We start from the raw sequence: 21545 nt of genomic DNA, 5'->3' as shown, positions 1-21545 counted from the left end.
GCTGGTGGAGGGGCCAGCCGGAACGACGTCCGGGGGCTATTCGACCACGTTGCCCGCCCCCCGCCCGCGTCCGTCTCATCCGCGCCATGGCGCGGCGGGCGGCGAGGTGTTGGTCACCACGTGGCATGCGGCCTGGTGGGTGAGGGGCTGGCGCGTGGGTGGGCGGTGCCCGCCGGCCCGTTGTCCTCCCACGATGCGTAGCGGCTGGTCCTCGTCCCGGCACCGCTCCTGGGCGGTTGGGTCGAGGGTGCGGTACAGCGGGCAGCGGGTGCGGAATCGGCAGCCCGACGGCGCGTCCGCGGGTGAGGCCAGGTCCCCGACCAGCACGGTCCGCTGCCGAGAACGCTCGAGCACCGGGTCTGCAACCGGCATCGCGGACAGCAATACCCGGGTGTACGGGTGCGCCGGCCGGGTGAACACCTGGGTAGCGTCGCCGGACTCGACCACCCGGCCCAGGTGCATCACGGCCACCCGGTCGGCCAGGCGCCGCACGGCGGCCAGGTCGTGGGAGACCAGCAGGTAGCTCAGGGACAGGCGGTCGCGAAGGTCGCCGAGCAGGTCGAGGATCTCGGCCCGGACCGGCGCGTCGAGGGCCGAGACGGGTTCGTCCAGCACCATCAGCCGCGGCTCGAGGGCGAGCGCGCGGGCGATGGCCACCCGCTGTCGCTGCCCTCCGGAGAGGTGGCGAGGGAACCGGTCACCGAGCGCAGGGTCGAGCCCGACCAGGCCGAGCAGCTCGGCGACCCGCCGGCTCACGGCGCTTCCGGTGCGGCCGTCGGCGAGCAGCGGCTCGGCGACGAGGTCCGTCACGGGCAGGCGCGGGTCCAGGGCGGCGTCCGGGTCCTGCAGCACCACCTGCACGCCCCGGCGCAGTCGTCGCCGGCCGGCGCGGTCGAGCCCTGCGACGTCGGTGCCGAGGACGACGACGGCGCCGCGTTCCGGCGTCGTCAGCTCCAGGACGGACCGGACGGTGGTGGTCTTGCCGCTGCCGGACTCGCCGACCAGCGCGAGCACCTCCCCGGCGCGGACGGTGAGGCTGACGCCGTCGACCGCCCGGACCGTGCCGACCCGGCGGCGCAGCAGCGTCCCCCGGGTAAGCGGGAAGTGCCGGTGCAGGTCCGTCACGCGCAGCACCTCCGCCCGGTCGGGCGGAGCGGCAGTCTCTGCGGGGGGCGCGGCAGCCATGGGCGACGCCGGCGCCGTCGCCCGGGGCCACGCCACGGCGTCGAGCAGGGCCCGGGTCAACGGGGCGGCGGGCCGGGCGAAGATCGTCTCGACGTCGCCCACTTCCACGACCTGCCCGGCGTCCAGCACCGCGACGCGGTCGGCCAGGCCGGCGACCACGCCGAGGTCGTGGCTGATGAGCACGAGTGCGGCACCGGTCTCGTCCCGGGCGGTGCGGAGCACGTCGAGGATCTGGGCCTGCACCGTCACGTCGAGGGCGCTCGTAGGCTCGTCCGCGACGAGGACGTCGGGATCGTTGGCGATGGCGATCGCGATGGCCACGCGCTGGCGCATCCCGCCGGAGAGCTCGTGCGGGAATGCGTGGGCACGTGCCGCGGGGCGGTCGATCCCGACGAGCTCGAGCAGCTCGACGGCGCGTGCCCGGGCGGCGGCGCGGCCCAGTCGTCGATGTGCGTGCAAGGCCTCGGCGACCTGCTCCCCTACCGGGTACACGGGTGTCAGCGCCGCATCCTGGAACACCATGCCGATCCGCGCGCCGCGCACCCGCGACAGCTCCGCGTCGGACCGGCCCAGCAGCTCCGCACCGTCCAGGCGCACCGACCCGCTCACCCGGGCGCTGGCGGGCAGCAGCCCCATGACGGCCATGGCGGTGGCGGACTTGCCCGAGCCGGACGCCCCGACGACGGCGAGCACCTCGCCCTCCCGCACGGCCAGGTCGATGCCACGGACCGCGTGCACCTCGCCGTCGCTCGCGCGCAGGTGCACGTGGAGGTCCCGCAGCTCGAGCACGGGCTCGCTCATGCGCGCCCGCCCTGGGAGGGGTCGAGCGCGTCGCGCAGCCCGTCACCGACAAGGTTGACGGACACCAGCAGCGCCACCAGCGTCCCGGCCGGGGCGAGGAAGATCCACGGGTACGTCGTCGCCGTGCGTTGCCCCTCGGCGATGAGGGTACCCAGCGAGGTGCCCGGTGCCTGTACGCCGAAGCCGAAAAATGACAGTGCCGTCTCGGCAAGCACCGCCGCGGCGACCGCCAGCGTGGCGTCGACGACGAGCAGCGAGGACAGGTTGGGCAGGATGTGCCGGGTGATGATCGTGCGGGTGGGCACGTTCATGTACCGGGCCGCGGTGACGTAGTCCAGCTCCCGCAGGCTCAGCGTCATCGCCCGCACCACTCGCGCGGAGAGCATCCAGCCGAGCCCGCCGAGCAGGAGGACGAGGAGCGCCACGGAGCCCGCTTCCCCGCCGGCCCGCACGGAGAGGATCGCGACGAGGAAGAACGAGGGCACGACCAGGAGCAGGTCGATCACCCACGTCGCGACGCGGTCGAGCCACCCGCCGCGGTAGGCGGCGACCGTGCCGACGGCCGCCGCGATGACGGTCTGCAGAAGGCCCGCTCCGAGCCCGACGAGCAGCGAGGTGCGCAGTCCTTCGACCGTGAGGGCGAAGACGTCGCGGCCGGCCTGGGTGGTACCCCACCAGTGGCTGGCGTCCGGTGCCGCGAGGAACGCCGTGGAGTCGATCTCCGCGTAGCCCCAGGGCGCCAGCTGCGGCCCGACGAGGGACAGGATCACCAGCAGTGCCAGGCCCGCCATGCCGGCGACGGCTGCCCGGTCGCGCCGGAAGCGGCGGGCCACCAGGCGGAACCGGGCGCCCGGCCCGACCGGGGTGGGGAGGGTGGCGAGCACCGACGTCGTCATCGCGTCCGCACCCGCGGGTCGAGGGCAGCGGTGAGCAGGTCGGCGAGGAGTGCACCGGCGAGCACGCACGTCGCGCCGAACGCCGCCACCGCCACCGTGGCGTGGACGTCCTGGCCGGCGATCGCCCGGACGCCGTAGATCCCCATGCCGTGCCAGCCGTACACCGCCTCCACGAACGCGGCGCCGAGCACCAGCGTGGCCACCGTGTAGGCGAAGTAGGTCCCGGTGGGCACCAGGGCGGTGCGCAGGGCGTGCCGACGCACCGCGACGGACCGGCGCAGGCCCTTGGCGCGAGCCGCTCGCACGTAGGACGCGCCGAGCGTGTCGAGCACCAGGCCGCGCTGGACCCGGGAGAAGAACGCCGCCTGACCGGCGGCGAGGGTGAGCGTCGGCAGGACGAGGTGCTGGAGCCGGTCACCGAGTGCGGCGAGCGCACCGCCGCCGTGGGCACCGCTCTCGCCGAGGAACTCGAAGAGCTGCACGCCGGTGGCCCGGTTCACCTGGACGGCGACGATCTGAAGGACGACGGCGAGCACGAGCGTCGGCGTCGAGATGACCACGAGCGCGGCCACCGTCACGAGCCGGTCGCCGGCTTTGTGCTGGCGCACCGCGGACCAGGTGCCCAGCGCGACGCCGGCGAGGGTGCCCAGGACCGAGCCGAGCGTCACGAGCCGCAGCGAGACCCAGATCCGGCCGCCGATCTGCTCGTTCACACTGGCGCCGGCGGGGGTGCGGCCCCAGTCCCAGTCCGCGACGATGTCAGTCAGCCAGGTGCGGTACCGCTCGGCCAGGGGCACGGCGTCGGAGAGGTTGTACGCCGCGAGCGAGGCCTCGATGGCGGCCGGTTCGAGCGGGGGGTTGCGCAGCTCGTACAGGGAGCGCGGGTCGAGCGCCGTGGCGGCGAGCACGTAGGTCAGGCTCACGGCGACGAACAGGAGCACCGCGTATCCCGCCAGCCGGCGGGCGAGGTACCGGAACATCGGCCAGCCTTCGTGGATCGCGCCAGGACGCGGCCCACGGTACATGCCGGTCCACGTCCGGAAGGACGCGCCGCGCGCACGCGGGGGCGGCGACCACGGGGGACATGCCGCGGCCCCGGCGTCCCACACCGTTGCGGTGGGTGGCGCCGGGGCCGGGGAGAGACCCGGATCAGAGCTGCTCGGGCCCGGCGAGCTCCATCTCGAGGCTCGCGCCGGGAATGGCGGCCAGCAGCTCGCGCGTGTAGGCCTGCCGCGGGTTCTCGAAGACCTCGTCCGTGGTTGCCTGCTCGACGATCTTGCCCTTCTCCATCACCGCGACGCGGTCGGCGATCTGGCGCACGACGGCGAGGTCGTGGGTGATGAAGAGGTACGTCAGGCCGAGCTCGGCCTGGAGGTCGTTCAGGAGCGTGAGCACCTGCGCCTGGACGAGCACGTCGAGCGCGGAGACCGCCTCGTCGCACACGATGACCTTCGGCTCCAGCGCCAGGGCGCGGGCGATGGCCACGCGCTGCCGCTGGCCGCCGGAGAGCTCGTTCGGGTAGCGCCGCATGGTCGACCTCGGCAGGGCGACCATCTCGAGCAGCTCGGCGACCTTCGCGGCGCGGGACTTCTTGTCGCCCACGCCATGAACTCGCAGGGGCTCTTCGATCGTGCGGAAGATCGAGTACATGGGGTCCAGCGAGCCGTACGGGTTCTGGAAGATCGGCTGAACCTGCCGCCGGAAGTTGAACAGCTCGCGCTTGCCAAGGGTCCCCACCTCCGTGCCCTCGAAGACCACGCGGCCCTCGGTGGGTTCGAGGAGGTTGAGCATGATGTTCGCGACCGTGGACTTCCCGGACCCCGACTCCCCCACCAGCGCCATGGTCGAGCCTCGCGGGATGGAGAAGGAGACGTCGTCGACGGCCTTGAACGACTTGCCGGCCCCGGGCACGCCACCTCGCAGGTGGAACTCCTTGGTCAGGCGCTCCACCTCCACGATATTCGGCGCAGCGGCAGCTGCCTCGGCGTCCGCGAGCAGCTCCGTGCTCTCCTCGCCGCGTGCCTTGGCACTCTGGATGCGGCGGGACGCAAGCGAGGGCGCCGAGGCGACGAGCCGCTGCGTGTATGGGTGCTGCGGTGCCGTGAGGATCTGCCGCGCGGGCCCCGACTCGACGACGCGGCCGCGGTGCATGACAACGAGGTGCTCCGCACGCTCGGCGGCCAGGCCGAGGTCGTGGGTGATGAACAGGACCGCCGTCCCGAGCTCCTTGGTGAGGTGCTCGAGGTGGTCGAGGATCTGGCGCTGCACCGTGACGTCGAGGGCAGAGGTGGGCTCGTCGGCGATCAGCAGCTTGGGCCGTGCGGCGAGGCCGATGGCGATCAGGGCACGCTGGCGCATACCGCCCGAGAACTCGTGCGGGTACTGCTTGGCGCGGCGTTCGGCGTCGGGCAGGCCCGCCTGCGACAGGACCTCGTTGACGCGGTCCTTGGCCTCGGCCCTGTCCATCCCGTTGGCGGTGAGCGCCTCCTTGACCTGGGAGCCGATCTTCCACACCGGGTTGAGGTTGGACATCGGATCCTGGGGCACCAGGCCGATCTCCTTGCCGCGCAGACCCTCGATCGCCTTGCGGGAGGGGTTGGTGATGTCCCGGCCGAGGAACTTGATCGAGCCGCCGGTCACCCGGCCGGTGCCGGGCAGCAGGTCGATGATCGCGTGCGCGGTGGTGGACTTGCCCGACCCGGACTCGCCCACGATGGCCACGGCCTGGCCGGGGTAGACCGTCAGGTTCGCGCCACGCACCGCCGGCACCATGCCGGTCGAGGACTTGAACGCGACCTCGAGGTCCCGGATCTCCAGCAGAGCCTCGTGCGGGTCGAGCCCGGCGGTGACCGGGGCGACCACGTCGTTCGTCTTGGTCATCGCGTGCGCACCTTCGGGTCGAGGGCGTCACGCACGGCGTCGCCCATCATGATGAAGCCGAGCACCGTCAATGCCAGGGCGCCCGCGGGGTAGAACAACACCGTGGGGTTCGAGCGCAATGCGGTCTGTGCCTGGGAGATGTCACCGCCCCACGAGACGATCGACGACGGTAGGCCGATGCCGAGGAAGCTCAGCGTTGCCTCGGCGACGATGAAGATGCCCAGCGAGACCGTGGCGTAGACAATGATCGGCGCGGCGGAGTTGGGCATGATGTGGCGCGCCAGCGCGCCGAACCGGCTCACGCCGAGCGACTCCGCGGCGGTGACGTAGTCGTTGTTCTTCACGCTCAGCACCGACCCGCGGGTGATGCGGGCGATCTGGGTCCAGCCGAAGGAGGCGAGTACCGCGACGACGGTGAGCGTGGTGCGCGAGTCGCTGAACATCTGCATGACCACGATGGCGGCCAGCACCAGCGGGATCGCGAAGAAGATGTCGGTGATGCGCGAGAGGATCGTGTCGGCCCAGCCCCCGAAGAAGCCTGCGATGGCGCCGAACAGCGCGCCGATGACCAGGACGGCGAGCGTGGTGAGGACTCCGACCGTCACCGACGGTCGGGCGCCGTAGATCACCCGGGAGTAGATGTCGCAGCCCTGGCGGTCGAAACCGAAGGGGTGGCCGGCGCTGGGCGCCGCGTAGCTGTTGGCCAGCTCGCAGAAGCGCGGATCCTGAGAGGTGAACAGTGACGGGAATGCCGCAACGACACACACCAGGACGATGATCAGGGCGGCGATCCAGAACAGAGGGCGAGGGCGGAGCTTCTGCCACGCCTCGCTCCACATGCTTGAGGGGGCACCGGTGTCCGTGACCGCGTCGACGGCACCGAGGCCGGTCTCGTCGAGCTCGGCGAAGAAGTGCTGCTGATGTCGGCGCACGGCGACCGGGCCGGGCCCGCGGGTGGTGCCGGGGGTAGTGATGTCAGGCATAACGGATCCTCGGGTCCAGGGCCGCGTACAACAGGTCGACCAGCAGGTTCGCAACGATGTAGATCAGCACGAGAACTGTGGTCAGCGAGACGACGGTGGCGGACTCACCCTGGCCGATCGCCCGGTAGAGCGTGCCGCCGACGCCGTTGATGTTGAAGATGCCCTCGGTGACGATGGCGCCGCCCATCAGGGCGCCGAGGTCGGCGCCGAGGAACGTGACGACAGGGATCAGCGAGTTGCGCAACACGTGCACAGTGACCACCCGGTTGCGCGTCAGGCCCTTCGCGGTGGCGGTGCGCACGTAGTCGGCGGTGACGTTCTCCGAGACGGACGTGCGCGTCAGGCGCAGCACGTACGCGAAGGAGACCGCCCCCAGCACGATGGCGGGCATCAACAGGCTCTTGAACGTCGGGTCACCGCCCACCGTCGTCGGCAGCCAGCCCAGCTTGACACCGACGACGAACTGCATCACGAAGCCGATGACGAAGGTCGGCACCGCGATGACGAGGAGACTGATCAACAGGACCGTGGCGTCGAAGATGCCACCCTTGCGCAGCCCGGCGATCAGGCCGGCCGTGACGCCGAACACCGCCTCGAAGACCAGCGCCATCACGGCGAGCTGGAACGTGACCGGGAAGGCCTCCTTCATCACGTCCATCACGTCACGGCCCGAGAACGTGATGCCGAAGTCCAGGGTGAGGATGCCCTTGAGGTAGAGCAGGTACTGGACGAAGAACGGCTTATCCAGGTTGTACCGCTCGCGCAGCTGGTCCTGAACCGCCGGCGGGAGGCCCCGCTCGCCGCCGAGCGCCTGGATGGGGTCGCCCGGCAGCGCGAACACCATGAAATAGATCAGCAGCGTGGCCCCCAGGAATACAGGAATCACCTGCAGGACCCTGCGCCCGATGTACCAGAGCATCAGGTCGCCTCCTCGTCGAATTCTCTTGATTGTGCCGGGCGGCACGCCGTCGGGCGCCGTGGCGACGATACGCCGTGCGGCCGTCGCACCGAACCTACCCGGGTTGTGCTTGAGGTGGTGTTTACCGCACATAGAGACTGGGGGCGGGACCTGAGGTCCCGCCCCCAACCATGTGCCGAGATTCAGCCGCCCCGGCGAGGGGGCGCCGTCACCCGGGCGCGGATCACTCGGACTTCGTGACCTCGTACATCAGCGGCACGCTGTTCCAGCCGAACTCCACGTTCTCCACCGTCTCGCCGTACCCGCCGGTGACATTGGAGTACCACAGCGGGATGGACGGGAGGTCCTGGAACAGGATCTCCTGCGCCTGCAGGTACAGGGCGTTCGCCTCGTCGATCGAGGTCGACGCCGCAGCCTGCGCGAGCAGCTGGTCGAACTCCGGGTTGGAGTATTCGCCGTCGTTGGAGCCGGCACCGGTGCCGTAGAGCGGGCCGAGGAAGTTACCCAGGGCGGGGTAGTCCGCCTGCCAGCCGGTGCGGAAGGCGCCGTCCATGACCTTGTTGGTGACGTCGGTGCGCAGGTCGGCGAACAGGGCGTAAGGCTTGCCCTCCGCGTCGATGCCGAGGGTATTGCGGATGCTGTTCACCGTGGCGTCGACCCAGGCCTGGTGGCCACCGTCAGAGTTGTAGGCGAGCGTGAAGGTGCCCTCATACGGCGCCATGGCGTCGGCCTCGGCCCACAGCTCCTTGGCGCGCTCGGGGTCGAACTCCAGGACGTCGGAGCCCGGCACGGAGTCGGACCAGCCGTCGATCACGGGCGAAGTGAAGTCGGAGGCCGGGGTGCGGGTGCCCTGGAAGATCGCGTTGGTGATCTCCTCGCGGTTGATGGCGTGGGAGATCGCCTGACGGCGCAGCTTGCCCTCCTCGCCTGCGAAGTGTGCCAGCTCCTGGTGGATCGTGAAGGACTGGAACACAGCCGCGGGCTGGTTCACCGCACGGTCGCCGAGCTCGTCCTCGAAGGTGCCGAAGGCGGAGTCGGGGATGGCGTCGATGACGTCCAGCTGGCCGGAGAGCAGGTCGTTGTAGGCGGCGTCCTGGGTGTCGTAGAACTTGATGTTCACGCCACCGTTCTGGGCAGCGCGGTCACCCTCGTAGGACTCGTTCGGCACGAGCTCGATGCCGATGTTGTGCTCCCACGCGCCCTCGCCAGAGAGCTTGTAGGGGCCGTTGCCGATCGGGTTCTGGCCGAAGGCGTCGCCGTCGTCGAAGGCGGCCTGGGGCAGCGGGAAGAACGCGGAGTAGCCCAGGCGCAGCGGGAAGTCGGCCTCGGGCTGCTTCAGCTTGACCGTGAAGGTCAGGTCGTCGACGACCTGAAGCCCGGTGAGCTCGGAGTCCTCCGTGTCGGAGTAGCCCTCGATCGGCTCGAAGAAGTAGCTGGAGAGGTGAGCGTTGCTGAGCAGCGCACCCTGGTTCCAGGCGTCCACGAAGCTCTTCGAGGTCACCGGGGTGCCGTCGGAGAACTCCCAGCCGTCCTTGAGCTTGATCGTGTAGGTCTGGCTGTCCTCGGTCTCGATGGACTCGGCGACCTCGTTGTGCACGGCGCCCTCGGCGTCGTAGTACACGAGCCCCGCGAATACGAGGTCGAGGATCTTGCCGCCGCCGACCTCGTTGGTGTTGGTCGGGATCAGCGGGTTCTGAGGCTCGTTCCCGTTGACGGTGACAACCGCGGTGCTCGCACCGGCAGTGGCTCCACCGTCGGTGCCCGCGTCCTCTGGGCTGTCGGAGCTGCAGGCGGCCAGCACGAGCGATCCGGCAAGGATCGATGCGGCCACACCAGCCATGCGCCTGGTGGTCTTCAATGTTCCTCCTGATAGTGAGCTGTTCGCTCTGTCCCCTGCGCTCGGCGGACGCTGCGCGAGGCGCGGGCCGCCGCTGGCGCGGGATGCCGAAACAATAGGTCTGGGTCATGCCGGGAACGAAATGCCGGGCGGGATCGTTACGCGATCGTGACCGCTATGTGAGACGCCACACACCGCGAAATGTCATTTTCTTCGCGATACGTCATCGCGCTCCGCGACATGTCAGCTGCTCCGTCTGCTCCGCGACATGTCACCCTCCAGGTGGATTGCGCTCCTCCGGCGGCGGCCTTCGCCGCTCGGCGGCCCTGCGCTGGACGCCTGGCCGAAGAGGCTCTCCGCACCATCCGGCAAGCCGACCGGCAGTTGTGCCGCTCGTCAGCCGCGTCGGACGAACCGGCGACGGCGCAGCGCCCAGGACAGCGCGACCACGGCGACGGCGCCGAGGATCTGCCCGCCGAAGATGATCCGGTTGAGGTCGAGCGAAGGCTGCCAGCTGACGTTCCCGTCCTTCAACACGTACACGCCCACGGGCCGGGCCCGCACTGCGAAGCCGCCTCCACCGCCGGACCCCTCGCCGGTCCCGGGACGGTGCTGGTGGGAGGTCTCGGCGTCGCCCATCGCGCCGCTGCCGTAGCCCATGCCGCTGCCGCCCATGATCTTGGCGACCGGGATGACGGTCACGCCGTCGCGCTCGTAGGCCTCGCCGAAGACACGGCGAACGTCGAGGGCGTCGCGCGCTGACTCGGTGAGAAGGTTGACGTCGCCGGTGGCGGGCTTGTCCATGGGTGTCCTCCGGAGCGGGTGGTGACGGCCGTCACCCAGGGTAGGCCCCGCCGTCGAGCCCCGGTTCAGGTACGGGTCGCGGTCCGAAGCCGCGGGACAGATGGGCGTCGCGGCCCCCGGAGTCAGAGCGGACGCACCTCGAAACGGCGGTTCACCAGGCTGGGATTGCGCGCGCGCACCTCCTGGATCCGTTCGGGCGAGATCTCGGCGACGGCGACGCCCTGCTCTTCGCCCATCGCGGCGAGGACCTCACCGACGGGATCGACGATCACACTGTGACCGGACCGGTACCTCCCGGTCTGTCCGCACGCCAGCACGTACACGGTGTTCTCGATCGCCCGCGCTCGGGCGAGCGTGAGCCAGTGGTCCACCTTGCCAGGCCCGGCCACCCAGGCCGCCGGCACCGCGAGAACGTCGGCTCCGGCGTCGACCAGGAAACGCGCCATCTCGGGAAATCGCAGGTCGTAGCAGGTCATCACGCCCACGCGCAGACCCCCGGTGTCCAGCACGAGCGCTTCCGGCGGGTGGGCTGCCAGCCGGTCGGACTCCCGGTCACCGAAGGCGTCGTAGAGGTGCACCTTGCGGTACGCACCGACCAGCTCCCCGCCCGAGTTGAGGGCGACGACGGTGTTGGAGGACTTGCCCGCCGGGTTCCGCTCGACGAGGCCGGCGAGGACGGTGACCCTGTGCTCGTGGGCGGCCCGGGCGAGTGCCCCGACGAAGGGGCCGTCGAGCGTCACGGCTGCGGCCGCCAGCGACGCGGCTGACGGGCGCGGCTCCCACGACGACGAGTACTCCGGCAGCACCACCAGCTGCGCGCCGGCACTCGCCGCGCGCCCGATCAGGTTCGTGGCGGCGTCGAGGTTGGCGGCCGGGTCCGTGGACGCGTCCAGCTGAGCAACCGCTACGTGCATGTCCGTTGCCTCCTTGCCGGCCGCGCGGGCCGCGCTGGTCAGACTCTGCCACGTGGGACCGACAGCGCGCCGACCCCAGCGGCGGTCGGTAGCGTGACGGCATGGACGGGGCTACGCGGGCGGCTGACGCCGCCATCCGCTTCTACCAGGCACGCCTCTCCCCCCGGAAGGGGTGGACCTGCGCTCATCTCGTCGCGCACGGCGGCCAGTCGTGCTCGGCGGCCATCCGGGACACGGTGCTCGCGGTAGGCGTGTGGCGGGCCACCCTCCCCGCCGTCGCCCGGCTGTGGGCGTGCTACCAGGCGGCGGCGCTGATCGCGAACACCGATGTGCAGGGCGTGTGCTGCTGCGGCGGCATCCCCATCCCGTTCCGGTTCCGCCACCGCTGAGCTCGGGCTCAGACGTTGGGCGGAACGCGATGGAGGGAGAGCGATCGCATGATCCGGGTTCTCAGTGACATGCCCGCCGGGCGTCCTTGGGTTCGAGGCGATCGATGACGTCGAGGAGGAGGACTACCGCAGCGTCCTGATTCCTGCCCTTGAGGCAGCCATGCCGAAGACGGCAAGGTGCGCCTCGTCGACGTCCTCGGCCCTGAGTTCAACGAGTACGAGGGTGAAGCGGTGTGGGAGGACCTCAAACTTGGTGCACGCCACCCGTGGTCCTTCGAACGCATCGCGGTCGTCACCGACGCCCAGCGGGCCGTTCCGGCCATCAGGATCCTCAGCGTCCTGTTCCCAGGGCAGGCGCGGGCGTTTCCACTGGCCGAGCGAGAGACCGCAGCCCATGGGCGGCCACGGGGGACATGCCTCGGCCAACCGGCGAAGAAGTCCGCTGACCCGGGGCGTCGAGCCTGCGGGGCACTCGGCGCACCCGGCTAGGTGGCGGAAGGGCGGGCGCGCGTAACGCGAACCCGACGAGGGTCAGGACGATGCCGAGGACAAGCGCCATGCCAGCCACACCGAAGGCGACGACCGAGGTGAACAGCGAAGCCTGCAGAAACGCGGAATCCATCGCGACTGCACGGTTCGGATCGTCTTGCGGGAGCTCGGCGTAGGTTTTTCCCCCTGTGATTTTCTGGGTGTGATGATCGATGATGTCCGCCTGGCATTACGCCGAGATCGGGCCGTTCACGTCGTCGCCAGCCGCACAGTTGGCGTCGTCGCAGACCGTGATTCTCTGGTCCTCCAAGGTCGTGGAGATAACACCCAGGTCGCTATTCCGGCGATCGCCATGATGACACCGACCACGATTGCCGTTATCGCCGCGACCTCCCGCATGACGTGTGCTCCTTCCTCCTTAGCCCGGCGTGGACCGGCGATGTGCTGTCGGACCAATCCGTGACAAGGATCGGCCCGCGAGGCGAGGCCTGCTTCACCCCTGCGGGATGAATAGGCACGGCGATGATCTCCGTCGGACACCGATCGGCCGAGAGGTCAAGTGGCGGGTGAGGCGCGAACCGGAGGCGCCGGCCCCGGTCAGGCCTGTCGGGTCAGCTCGCCGGCGATGTCGTGCTGCATCATCTCGGCGACGGTGCCAGTGTCGAGGCCCTGCCCGAGCAGGACGGCGAGCTTGGTCAGGGCTGCCTCAGACGTCATGTCGAATCCTGGCACTGCGCCTGCGCGCAGCAGCGCCGATCCCGCCGCATAGGCACCGGGCTGCACCGATCCGTGCAGGCACTGGGTGACGACGACCACGACGATGCCCTGCGACGTCGCCGCGTCGATGGCCGCCAGAAAACCCTGGTCGTCGGAAGGGCCATTGCCCGCACCGTAGGCCTCGAGGATCAGGCCCTGGAGCGGTGGCCGGCACAGGTTCGCGAGGATGGACGCCGAGAAGCCCGGGAACAGACGCACTGCCGCGACGGTCCCCAAGGGCCCCTCGATCAGCCTCGGCTGCCCTTCCGTGGGGCGGATGAGGCCACGGTTCACCGTGATGTCGATGCCGATCTCGGCCACCGGCGGGAACCGGGGAGAGTCGAACGCATCCAGGCCGGAGGCGTCGATCTTCGTGGCCCTGTTCCCTCGCAGCAGGACCTCACCGAAGAGCAGCGTGACCTCATCGACGTCGGAGGACGCCGCGACCTGTAGGGCCCCGATCAGGTTCTGTCGGCCGTCGCTGCGGGTGCGAATGATGGGAATCTGGGAGCCTGTGACGATGACCGGCCTGCCGAAAGAGGGCAGCAAGAACGATAGCGCCGACGAGGTGTAGGCCATCGTGTCGGTGCCGTGCAGGACGACGAAGCCCCGGTGGTCCTGGCGGCGTTCGTAGAGGATGCGTGCGATTGCACACCAGTTCTCCGGAGTCGCGTTGGCCGAGTCGATGGGCGGGTCGAGCTCCAGGAAGGTGATCGGAGGCAGCTCGCCCCTCGACTGTTCGACCATCCAGTCCAGGTAGGGACGCAACGCTCCGGCCACGGGCGCGTGACCAGCCGGGGTGTCGACCATCCCGATGGTGCCGCCGGAATGCAGGACGAGCACGTCGTCGCTCACCGCTTGGCTCCCTCCGCAGGGTGGCACTCACCACCGCTCACGCTAACGCGTGCCAGTCTCAGAGCGTGACGACCAGTGGGGCCAGCTCCCTCGCTCAGGAAAGTCGCGGCAGCGACGCTGCGTGATCACCGGCCTCGAGACACCCGCTCGGATAGGACCCGCGGCCTCAGGATCTGACTCGTCCACGTCCGAGGAGATGGCGGTGCGGGCCATCAGGAGCGACCACGCTCGTGGCCCTGCACCCCGTCTGACCTGTGCTGACGTGGCGACTCACACGTTGAAGCGATACCGATTCCGCCGGTTTTTGGGTGGTCGCGGACACCGTCGGTAGAGGACAAAAACATGCTCTGACCTGCAAGAGCGTGACTATCGGACCGTTGGGTCTCATCGGCGGTCATCGGCCTCCGCCGGACTTCTTGCGGACTGTTTGCGGACTGCTACGTGTCAGCGCGCTCGGTGATCACGCCCTCGATCCAGGCCGGATCATGGCGAACGTCCTCACTGCTCGATCCTCCCGACCTGTTCCAGCAGCCCGGCTCGAAAGCTGCCCGGTAGCGCAGGCTGGGATGGAAGGTCAGTCGACGACGGGGTCACTTCCAGCGAGAGCCCATCCGGGCGTCCAACTGGTCCCACGTCAGCCCGATCGACGGATCCTCCTGAAGCTCCGCCGCCCGCGACCGGATCATCGGCCGGCCACGTCGCCACGCTTCGTCCGGAGTGTCCCGACACCAACAGCACTAGGTGCTCCGTCCTCGGTGGCTAATGACCTATCGGGATCTGGTCGTCGTGCGCCTCGCCGCGCGTGTAGGCGCGCCATCGAGGGCTCGACGTCGCCGGCCGGTTGCCGACGGCGGGTGCTGAGCGCCTCGCCCGCTACCCCAGCTCTACAGCCGCATCGGATTCGCCCACGAATTCAACCCATTAACCCCCAACGAGCTCACCGCCGTCCGCACACGCCGGCTCCCCGCCGACCCCGACACGGACGACGTGGGAATCGCCCACGCGACCGCCATAGCCACCATCGTCCGCATCACCGCCGGCAACTTCCGCCTCGTCGACCGCCTCCTGACCCAGATCGAGCGTGTCCAGGCAGTCAACGACCTCCACACCCTCACTCCCGAGATCGTCGACGCCGCGAGGGAATCCCTGCTCATCGGCCACTAACCGCCGCGAAAGACACGCCAAACAGCGCTGCGATTCACAAGCTTCTGCGACCTCACCATCGGCCAGAAGTGTGTCTTGCCAACCGATGGGCGGATTCCAGGGATCGTCGCAACACCCGGGTGAGGGAGTTGCCATGGTCGGTCGGGGAAAGCTGGGGAGGGAGCCATTACATGAGCAGTCAAAACGGCTCCAGAGGGAGGATAGTCCGCCTCGGATCCCCAGACTCCGCACTGCGGACCTCCCCGCTGCGCCGGAACCCCGCGCTCCACCCAACGGCTCCTGGAAAACATCAACGACTAGGCAGCGGCGACATTGAACCGCCGGCGGATCAGCGTTCGGACAGGGGGAGGATCCGGGCAGAATTTCCGCTGCCGACCCTCGGGCATGCGGGCCCTCCGGGCTGATGGAGGACCCGAAATCCGGAAGGCACAGCACCCTGAGTTCGGCGAAGACCCAGCGCGTTGACGATTGGTCGCGCCGGGGCCACAATCGCAGAGTCAAGGCGGACGAGATGCTGCAGGGCTTGGTGAACGGGACAACAGCCTGGCCAGGCGACTCCCGAACGTTCCACGCGCGAGCCTCGATGGGTGCTTCCGTGAGTGGCGCAGCACCCTCGATGCTCGCTCGATATGTACCTAAGCAGCCACGCTGACGGAGCAGGAGCCAGGGCGGGTCAGCGCGCTCAGCCGGGACTGACCCGGGCAACTGCTGCCGGTGTGACGGTGGCGGTTCCTGACGTCAAAGGGAGGTCGCCGAGCATGGCGGAGAAGAAGGTCAAGCACCCGAGCGTCGAGGAACGTGCATCCCAGGGCAAGGGATACCGCGAGAAGACGCCCATCTCCAGCCACACGGGCTGGGTTCCCGCTTCCGACCGGTCCGATCCGGTAGCACTGCTCGAGGAACAGAACCAGACCCGGGAACAGGACCTGGTGCCGGTGCGTCACGGCCGGATGTTGGTCTCGCCGTTCACGTTCTACCGGGGGGCGGCCAAGATCATGGCCGCCGACCTGAAGGACACGCCGCGGGCCGGCCTGGACTGCCAACTGTGCGGGGACGCCCACCTGTCCAACTTTGGTGTGTTCGCCTCGCCGGAGCGAAACCTGCTGTTCGACCTGAACGACTTCGACGAGACACTTCCGGGGCCCTTCGAGTACGACGTCAAACGCATGACCGCCAGCTTCACCATCGCAGCTCGGAGCAACACGTTCACCAAGGACCAAACACGCGACGTAACACTCACCGCGGTTCGGGCCTACCGCGAAGCGATGGCCCAGTTCGCGCAAATGCGCACCCTGGACATCTGGTACGCCCGCCTGTCCGAGCAGCAGCTGGTGGAAGCCATCGACCTGGCCGTGGCAACCCAAAAGGGCAAGGCCCTCAAGAAGGCAGCCCACGGCATGGGAAAGACGGCGCGACAGAGCGTCGCAAAGGCCCACACTCGGGACAGCCTGCAGGCACTCTCCAAGCTCGCCGAGCTCGCGGACGGGAGGTACCGAATCGTCAGTCAGCCACCGATCGTCATTCCCGCCCGGGACCTGGGAGATTCGTACGGGATGTCTGGGGATGAGGTTGAGCACGCGATTCGTGAGCAGTTCCGGTCCTACCGGGCCACGCTGCCAGAGGACCGGCGTCACCTGCTCGAGCGCTTCGAAGTCATCGACGTCGCCCGCAAGGTCGTGGGCGTCGGCAGTGTCGGTACGCGGGCGTTCATCGCCTTGCTCCAGGGGCGCGATCAACAGGATCCGCTGTTCCTCCAGGTCAAGGAGGCCACTCGATCGGTGCTCGAGGACCACTTGCCGAGGAGCAGGTTCAAGCAGCCGGGCGAGCGAGTGGTGCAGGGGCAACGGATGATGCAGGCAGCGAGCGACATCTTCCTGGGGTGGACCAAGGGCGTGCAGGACAACCGGTACCTGTATTGGCGCCAACTGCGGGACATGAAGGGCTCGGCCGTCGTGGAAGCGATGAAGCCGGTCGGCATGACGTTCTATGCCAACGCATGCGGCTGGACACTGGCACGCGCGCACGCCCGATCAGGTGACCCGATCGCGATCGCCGCCTATCTCGGCAAGAGCGATAAGTTCGACCGCTCCATCACCGATTTCTCCGAGCGCTACGCCGACCAGAACGACAAGGACTACCAGTCCTTTGCCGACGCGGTCCGGACCGGCCGCCTGGACGCAACCGACGGCGTCTAGGTCCAAAGCGTCAGGGCCGGGGTCTGTCCCCGAACAGATGTGCAGGGTTGCGCTGGCGGCGGTGCGCGTTCTCAAAACGAAGGACCCGAGAAGGGCCGAATCGAGAAGCCCCGGGGCAAATCGCTCCCAACGGCCGTGGAGTTCAGCGCTTCGTGGCGGCGTTTTGTGATAGCTTGGCGTCGTTCAACCGGGCTTTGAGTTGTCTCGCAACAGGTGGGTAGCGAGACACTTTTGTCGAGACACTCTCAAAGTGTGAATCGCGGCGATAAGTGGCGGTGTTCCGTGGCCGCCACGTGTGGCCGCTTGGCTGCCGTGCCCGGCGCTTTCGGTGGCGGGGTCGGTGTTCCCTTCCGGGCCCGCTGGTAGTGAATGCCCACCGTGGCGGCCACGCGTTCTCGCAGTCGTTCGGGGATCTCGGCGGCCGGCAGGTCCCCTCCGCTGTCGGACCCGTCCACCGGCTCGATCCGGGCCCGCTGCTGGAAGATGTCGGGCCCGATGTGCAGGTAGGCCGGGTCGCTGGTGTAGTGCGGTGAACGAACTGGCCGGACGCCGCGTCGAAGTCCGTCAGGAACTGGTCCTGCGCGATCCGCATGACGCTGTCCCGTGCCGAGAGGAACACCGCCCCGCCGGCCGCGGCGACCGAGCCGAAGCCCACGAGGATGAAGGAGGCCACCAGGCGCGGGAACAGGCCCGGGTTCCTCCCCCGGCGGTCAGACTTACGCGATCGCATGGACCGGCCCGAAGCGGTACCCGAACCCGCGCACCGTCTGGATGTAGCGCGGCAGGGCCGAATCCTCGCCCAGTTTGGCCCGCAACCGCCCGATCGTGGTGTCCACGAGCCGCGCGTCGGCTGCGTCCTGGTAGCCCAGACCTGTTCCATCAGCTGGTTCCGCGACCACACCCGGCCAGGCACGGTGGAGAGCTTCAGGAGCAGCCCGAGCGCGATGGGGGAAAGGTCCAGGCGGCGGCCGGACAGGGTCACGATCAGGGAGTCCCGGTCGATGGCCAGGTCCGCGTGCCGTTCGACCGCGCCGGTACCGGTGCCGGTGCTGCGCCGCAGGACCGAGCGGATCCGAGCGTCCAGCACGCGTGGTTCGACGGCTTTGGCGACGTAGTCGTCCTCGTATGCCGTCGGTGGCGCGTCATTGCGCCAGAATGGACCGCCTGACCGCCGCACGAGGGAGGCAGCGGTACACCAACTACCCGGGACCTGCCCCCTAGTCCTCGGCCGGAGACCGTCCGACCACCATCGAGGCGAGGATCTCCGGCGCGAAGGTTGAGGCCGTCTCCGCGTCGAGCTGCGCCCCGAGCCCGTCGAGGACGCGTGTGAAGAAGCACCGGGCGGCCGCCGCGAACACCACGTCAGCGATATCGCCGTCACTGAGCCCGAGGTCTTTCAGTCGGTCGACGTCGCTCTGCGCGACGGCGGCAGCGTCCTGCGCCACCCGCGCCGCGAACTCGTAGACCGCCCGGTCCTGGTCGCTCAGGGCGGCTCCGCTCGGGTCCTCCGCGATCGTCACCATGGTGGGTTCGTCGCCACAGACGTCCCGTAAGAACGCGGAGTGCGCGGCGATGCAGTACGTCGAGCGCAGCGCCCGGGCCGCGCCGATCGTGGCGATCTCGAAACGGCGGCGATCCATTCCGTCGCGCACGGCCTTGTTGAGCGCGTTCCAGGCCACCGCTACCTCGGGGCGCGTCGAGAAGGCCGCCGCGTAGTTGGGGAGGAAGCCCCAGGCAGCTCTCTGCTGCTCGTAGTAGGCGGCGAGGGGCCCCCCGGCGCGCTCTTCAGGCACGGTCTCGATGAACATGCTTCTCATCCCGTCTCTTTCGGCGCGACCAGCCCGTGCTGGAGCGCGTAGAGGCTCGCGCCGACCCGGTTGGTGGCGCCGACCTTGGCGTAGGTGTGTTCGACGTGGTTGCGGATTGTCTTCTCGCTGAGGACGAGGCGGGTGGCGATGTCGCGGTTGGAGAGGCCGCGGGCCACGAGGCCGAGGATCTCCGTCTCGCGGGAGGTGAGCGTGTCGTCGCGGCGTACCTTCGTCCGCGTGTGCCCTGCCACCGCCAGGACGGCGTCAGCGCACGTCGCGTCGATGGCACCGCCGGTGACGCGGTCCTTCAACCGTCGCGCGGCTGCGTCAGGGGGCAGCGCGTCGCGGTACGGCCGTGGCTCCAGCGCTGACTGGTAGGCGACCGCGGCCGCAAGCAGCCGCTCGGGCCGCCCGAGCGCCCCAGCGGCGAGACCCAGCGGGTATCCGGACCCGTCGAGGTGCTCGTGGTGTGCGCGGGCGATCGCGGCTACGTGCGCGAGGCCGGGGATGCCGGTGAGCACCCGGTCGGTGAGGTAGGGGTGCATCCGCACCCGCTCCCACTCGGCGCCGGTCAGCGGGGCCGGCTTCGCCCAGACCTGGTTCGACACGCCGATCCGCCCGATGTCGTGAAGGTGTCCTGCGCGCCGCACGGCGGCGACCTCGTCATTCGGCAGACTCAGCTGTACGGCGGCCGCCTCCACGAGTGCCGCCACATTCCGGGAGTGCCCGAAAGTGAAGGGGCACTTGAGGTCGACGAAGTCGCCGATGGCGGTCAGCAGGTCATCGAGGCACGGCTGGTCCAGCCGGGCCTCGGCGTCGGGGGCGATGGACAGTGCTTGGTTCCACGGGTCTTCGCGGGGTGGCGGGAAGAGCGCCTCGGCATCGGCTGTGAAGGCGTCGACGACGGTCGGGTCGAGGTGGCCGCCGCGACGGCTCCTGGCCATCGCGACCGCACCCTGCACGCCGTACATCCGGTGGTGCACCTCGGCGACGTCGGCCAGCTGGGCCACCCGCATCTCGATCGGGATGTCGTCACCGGAGGCGCCGCGCGGGAGCCCCGCGCCGTCGTAGCGCTCGAACGTGAAGGCGAGCGTCCGCTCGACGTCGGGCCCGAGGCCGATGTGCCGCGCCAGCGCGGACGCCGAGGTGCAGTGAGAGTGCATCAGCTCCGCGAGCTGACCGCGGGCGTCGCGCATCAGCGTGGCCATCACCCGAGCCCGCTGCCCCAACGGTTCGCCCCGGGCGACGTTGCCGAGCAGGAACCGCACGTAGGGCAGTCCCGACCAGTCGACGAGGTAGGCGTCGCGGCGGACCGAGATGTCGTCGCCGAACCAGCGGGCGTACTCCTGCGAGTCCGCGTGACAGCCGATCCACATGAGGAGCGTCGTGTAGTAGACGGTCGCCGTCTGCTCCCGGCTGAGAGCGAGGCGGTCAGCCAGCCCGCACGCGATGACCGCCGACCGGAGCATGTGTTCGGCCGGCTGGCCCAGGCCGAGGTCGATGGCCACGGACAGGCCTGCGAGGACCTCGACCCGACGCGGCAACAGCACCGGTGCGGTCATCGCCCCATTGTGGTGCCTGCGGCCCCCACCGTGCGGTCGACCTGCTCACCCGCGGGCGTGAAGCGTGCGCGGCCCACGAAGAAGATTCCGCGCTGAGGAAGCCAGAAGTCGCCGAGATGTGTCTGCCTCCCGAGCGGCCCCGGTTCGCCAAGGTTTTCGCCGTGGTACGTCGCGGCGGCGCCGGCGAGGCGCCAGACCTGAAGCGGCGCCGCCTTGAACAGGGGGCCGTTCGGCGTCGCGCCGTGCAGGCGGATCCGTCCGGTCCCGAGCATCGTGCGCGCCATCGGCCCCATCGCGGCGAGCACGCTGCTGCTGTTCCACCCGGCTTCGGGCAGCATCCCGCCCATCGTCGTCATCATCCGGGTCGCCGGTGTCGCCTGCAGCTCGATCCGCCAGCTCAGCTGGTCGCCGAGTGTCACGTCGAGGGTGTGGTCGTCATGCCAGGACACCGAGATGCTGGGCACCTGGGCGGTCGCGGTCACGGAGCCGAAGTATCTCGGGCAGGTGAGCTCAGGCGCACCTGTCGTGTGGATCGTCCAGCGTCCCTGCGGGTCGCGGTGCCAGATCGCCCGGTACGCCGGCCCCACCGACGTCGCGACGAAGTCGCGCAGCGCGAGGTAGTGCCCGCTGGCGAAGGGCACCCCCATCACGCCGTACCCGGTGAATCTCTCGTCGTCGCCCTCGGGCAGTAGCGGGTGGGCTTGCACCGCTTCCACGGCCTGGCGTGGTGTCGTCGTCGTCATGTCTCCAGCGTCGGCCCCCAGCCGGTGGCGCGCGTGAGGCATCTGCCTCAAGTACGCGCCCACGCGCTCTGCTGGATTCGGGTGCCGTCGGACAAAACACTGAGCATCGTTCACTCAGTCAGGGTCTCCACCCGGCGCGAGCTGCAATGCCCGTCGGGACCGGGTGGGGACCGGCGGGGCGCCCTCACAACCCACTCGCTTGCCGCGTCATACTGCCCCCCGAAGGACCACGTCTAAGTCTGGAACGTGCCGCCTAAGAGCAGATTGGCCCCTCTGATACAGCCCGAAAGCTCATGGGGCTGAAATTCTTGCGGACTCTGTGCGGACTAGGAGCCGCCACACCTCTGACCTGCGCAAATGCGCCG

18 protein-coding genes are annotated in these 21545 nt (G+C 69.4%); 4 read left to right on the top strand and 14 right to left on the bottom strand.

What is annotated here, in order from left to right; translation table 11 throughout:
* Positions 1–75: 75 nt before the first annotated feature.
* The 9 genes from FE374_RS04595 to FE374_RS04555 all read right to left on the bottom strand — a co-directional run bounded on the left by FE374_RS04595 (position 76) and on the right by FE374_RS04555 (position 11219).
* Positions 76–1986 carry a dipeptide ABC transporter ATP-binding protein gene (locus tag FE374_RS04595; RefSeq protein ID WP_139927446.1) on the bottom strand — a complete coding sequence of 637 codons (1911 nt, stop codon included), beginning with the start codon at positions 1984–1986 and terminating at the stop codon, positions 76–78.
* Positions 1983–2882 (bottom strand): ABC transporter permease, encoded by a 900-nt coding sequence (locus FE374_RS04590; protein ID WP_139927445.1) that lies wholly within the window; start codon positions 2880–2882, stop codon positions 1983–1985. Before FE374_RS04590 ends, FE374_RS04595 begins: the two co-directional genes overlap by 4 nt.
* Positions 2879–3862: an ABC transporter permease gene (locus FE374_RS04585; protein WP_139927444.1), complete on the bottom strand. Its 984-nt coding sequence runs from the start codon at positions 3860–3862 to the stop codon at positions 2879–2881. The genes FE374_RS04590 and FE374_RS04585 overlap by 4 nt, the downstream gene beginning before the upstream one ends.
* 169 nt (positions 3863–4031) lie before the next feature.
* Complete coding sequence (locus FE374_RS04580; RefSeq protein ID WP_139927443.1) at positions 4032–5762, bottom strand: dipeptide ABC transporter ATP-binding protein; 1731 nt, start codon at positions 5760–5762, stop codon at positions 4032–4034.
* Positions 5759–6745 carry an ABC transporter permease gene (locus tag FE374_RS04575; protein WP_139927442.1) on the bottom strand — a complete coding sequence of 329 codons (987 nt, stop codon included), beginning with the start codon at positions 6743–6745 and terminating at the stop codon, positions 5759–5761. Before FE374_RS04575 ends, FE374_RS04580 begins: the two co-directional genes overlap by 4 nt.
* A complete protein-coding gene (locus FE374_RS04570; RefSeq protein WP_139927441.1) occupies positions 6738–7664 on the bottom strand; it encodes an ABC transporter permease in 927 nt (308 codons plus the stop codon). The genes FE374_RS04575 and FE374_RS04570 overlap by 8 nt, the downstream gene beginning before the upstream one ends.
* A gap of 223 nt (positions 7665–7887) precedes the next feature.
* Positions 7888–9522 (bottom strand): peptide ABC transporter substrate-binding protein, encoded by a 1635-nt coding sequence (locus FE374_RS04565; protein ID WP_456319087.1) that lies wholly within the window; start codon positions 9520–9522, stop codon positions 7888–7890.
* A 375-nt stretch (positions 9523–9897) separates the two neighbouring features.
* Complete coding sequence (locus FE374_RS04560; RefSeq protein WP_139927440.1) at positions 9898–10305, bottom strand: spore germination protein GerW family protein; 408 nt, start codon at positions 10303–10305, stop codon at positions 9898–9900.
* Between the two features lie 122 nt (positions 10306–10427).
* Complete coding sequence (locus FE374_RS04555) at positions 10428–11219, bottom strand: carbon-nitrogen hydrolase family protein (protein WP_139927439.1); 792 nt, start codon at positions 11217–11219, stop codon at positions 10428–10430.
* Between the two features lie 101 nt (positions 11220–11320).
* Here FE374_RS04555 and yidD point away from each other — a divergent pair, with 101 nt between their 5' ends.
* Together yidD and FE374_RS20275 are read left to right on the top strand one after the other, a co-directional pair.
* On the top strand, positions 11321–11608 hold the full coding sequence (gene yidD / locus FE374_RS04550) for a membrane protein insertion efficiency factor YidD (RefSeq protein WP_139927438.1): 288 nt from the start codon (positions 11321–11323) through the stop codon (positions 11606–11608).
* Positions 11609–11785: 177 nt separating this feature from the next.
* Positions 11786–12097: a SpoIIAA family protein gene (locus FE374_RS20275; RefSeq protein WP_388042901.1), complete on the top strand. Its 312-nt coding sequence runs from the start codon at positions 11786–11788 to the stop codon at positions 12095–12097.
* A gap of 597 nt (positions 12098–12694) precedes the next feature.
* Here the strand turns inward: FE374_RS20275 and FE374_RS04540 are convergent.
* On the bottom strand, positions 12695–13708 hold the full coding sequence (locus tag FE374_RS04540; RefSeq protein ID WP_139927437.1) for a type I asparaginase: 1014 nt from the start codon (positions 13706–13708) through the stop codon (positions 12695–12697).
* Between the two features lie 987 nt (positions 13709–14695).
* On the opposite strand from FE374_RS04540, the gene FE374_RS19725 reads away from it, so the two are divergent.
* The gene (locus tag FE374_RS19725; RefSeq protein WP_230978452.1) at positions 14696–14872 is read left to right on the top strand and encodes a hypothetical protein; all 177 of its coding nucleotides are present in this window, start codon (positions 14696–14698) and stop codon (positions 14870–14872) included.
* A gap of 758 nt (positions 14873–15630) precedes the next feature.
* Positions 15631–17067 carry a DUF2252 domain-containing protein gene (locus FE374_RS04530; RefSeq protein ID WP_139927436.1) on the top strand — a complete coding sequence of 479 codons (1437 nt, stop codon included), beginning with the start codon at positions 15631–15633 and terminating at the stop codon, positions 17065–17067.
* 716 nt (positions 17068–17783) lie between these two features.
* Here the strand turns inward: FE374_RS04530 and FE374_RS19720 are convergent.
* From FE374_RS19720 to FE374_RS04510, 4 genes are all read right to left on the bottom strand, one after another.
* On the bottom strand, positions 17784–17903 hold the full coding sequence (locus FE374_RS19720) for a winged helix-turn-helix domain-containing protein (protein ID WP_168205594.1): 120 nt from the start codon (positions 17901–17903) through the stop codon (positions 17784–17786).
* A 381-nt stretch (positions 17904–18284) separates the two neighbouring features.
* Entirely contained in the window at positions 18285–18884 is a 600-nt protein-coding gene (locus FE374_RS04520; RefSeq protein WP_230978451.1) for a carboxymuconolactone decarboxylase family protein, read from the bottom strand.
* Entirely contained in the window at positions 18881–20437 is a 1557-nt protein-coding gene (locus FE374_RS04515; RefSeq protein ID WP_139927435.1) for an HD domain-containing phosphohydrolase, read from the bottom strand. Before FE374_RS04515 ends, FE374_RS04520 begins: the two co-directional genes overlap by 4 nt.
* Entirely contained in the window at positions 20434–21294 is an 861-nt protein-coding gene (locus FE374_RS04510) for a hypothetical protein (RefSeq protein ID WP_223173644.1), read from the bottom strand. Before FE374_RS04510 ends, FE374_RS04515 begins: the two co-directional genes overlap by 4 nt.
* Positions 21295–21545: the final 251 nt, after the last annotated feature.

This window comes from Georgenia yuyongxinii (assembly GCF_006352065.1).
Lineage (GTDB): Bacteria > Actinomycetota > Actinomycetes > Actinomycetales > Actinomycetaceae > Georgenia > Georgenia yuyongxinii.
This window is presented reverse-complemented; position numbering and strand designations above follow the sequence as displayed.

What these genes read in the sequence shown, in the direction of transcription:
- FE374_RS04585 (WP_139927444.1), bottom strand. Translation starts at nt 3,862, where the DNA reads ATGTTCCGGTACCTCGCCCGCCGGCTGGCGGGATACGCGGTGCTCCTG.
- FE374_RS04530 (WP_139927436.1), top strand. Translation starts at nt 15,631, where the DNA reads ATGGCGGAGAAGAAGGTCAAGCACCCGAGCGTCGAGGAACGTGCATCC.
- FE374_RS04595 (WP_139927446.1), bottom strand. Translation starts at nt 1,986, where the DNA reads ATGAGCGAGCCCGTGCTCGAGCTGCGGGACCTCCACGTGCACCTGCGC.
- FE374_RS04580 (WP_139927443.1), bottom strand. Translation starts at nt 5,762, where the DNA reads ATGACCAAGACGAACGACGTGGTCGCCCCGGTCACCGCCGGGCTCGAC.
- FE374_RS04590 (WP_139927445.1), bottom strand. Translation starts at nt 2,882, where the DNA reads ATGACGACGTCGGTGCTCGCCACCCTCCCCACCCCGGTCGGGCCGGGC.
- FE374_RS04570 (WP_139927441.1), bottom strand. Translation starts at nt 7,664, where the DNA reads ATGCTCTGGTACATCGGGCGCAGGGTCCTGCAGGTGATTCCTGTATTC.
- yidD (WP_139927438.1), top strand. Translation starts at nt 11,321, where the DNA reads ATGGACGGGGCTACGCGGGCGGCTGACGCCGCCATCCGCTTCTACCAG.
- FE374_RS04520 (WP_230978451.1), bottom strand. Translation starts at nt 18,884, where the DNA reads ATGAGAAGCATGTTCATCGAGACCGTGCCTGAAGAGCGCGCCGGGGGG.
- FE374_RS04575 (WP_139927442.1), bottom strand. Translation starts at nt 6,745, where the DNA reads ATGCCTGACATCACTACCCCCGGCACCACCCGCGGGCCCGGCCCGGTC.
- FE374_RS04555 (WP_139927439.1), bottom strand. Translation starts at nt 11,219, where the DNA reads ATGCACGTAGCGGTTGCTCAGCTGGACGCGTCCACGGACCCGGCCGCC.
- FE374_RS04515 (WP_139927435.1), bottom strand. Translation starts at nt 20,437, where the DNA reads ATGACCGCACCGGTGCTGTTGCCGCGTCGGGTCGAGGTCCTCGCAGGC.
- FE374_RS04560 (WP_139927440.1), bottom strand. Translation starts at nt 10,305, where the DNA reads ATGGACAAGCCCGCCACCGGCGACGTCAACCTTCTCACCGAGTCAGCG.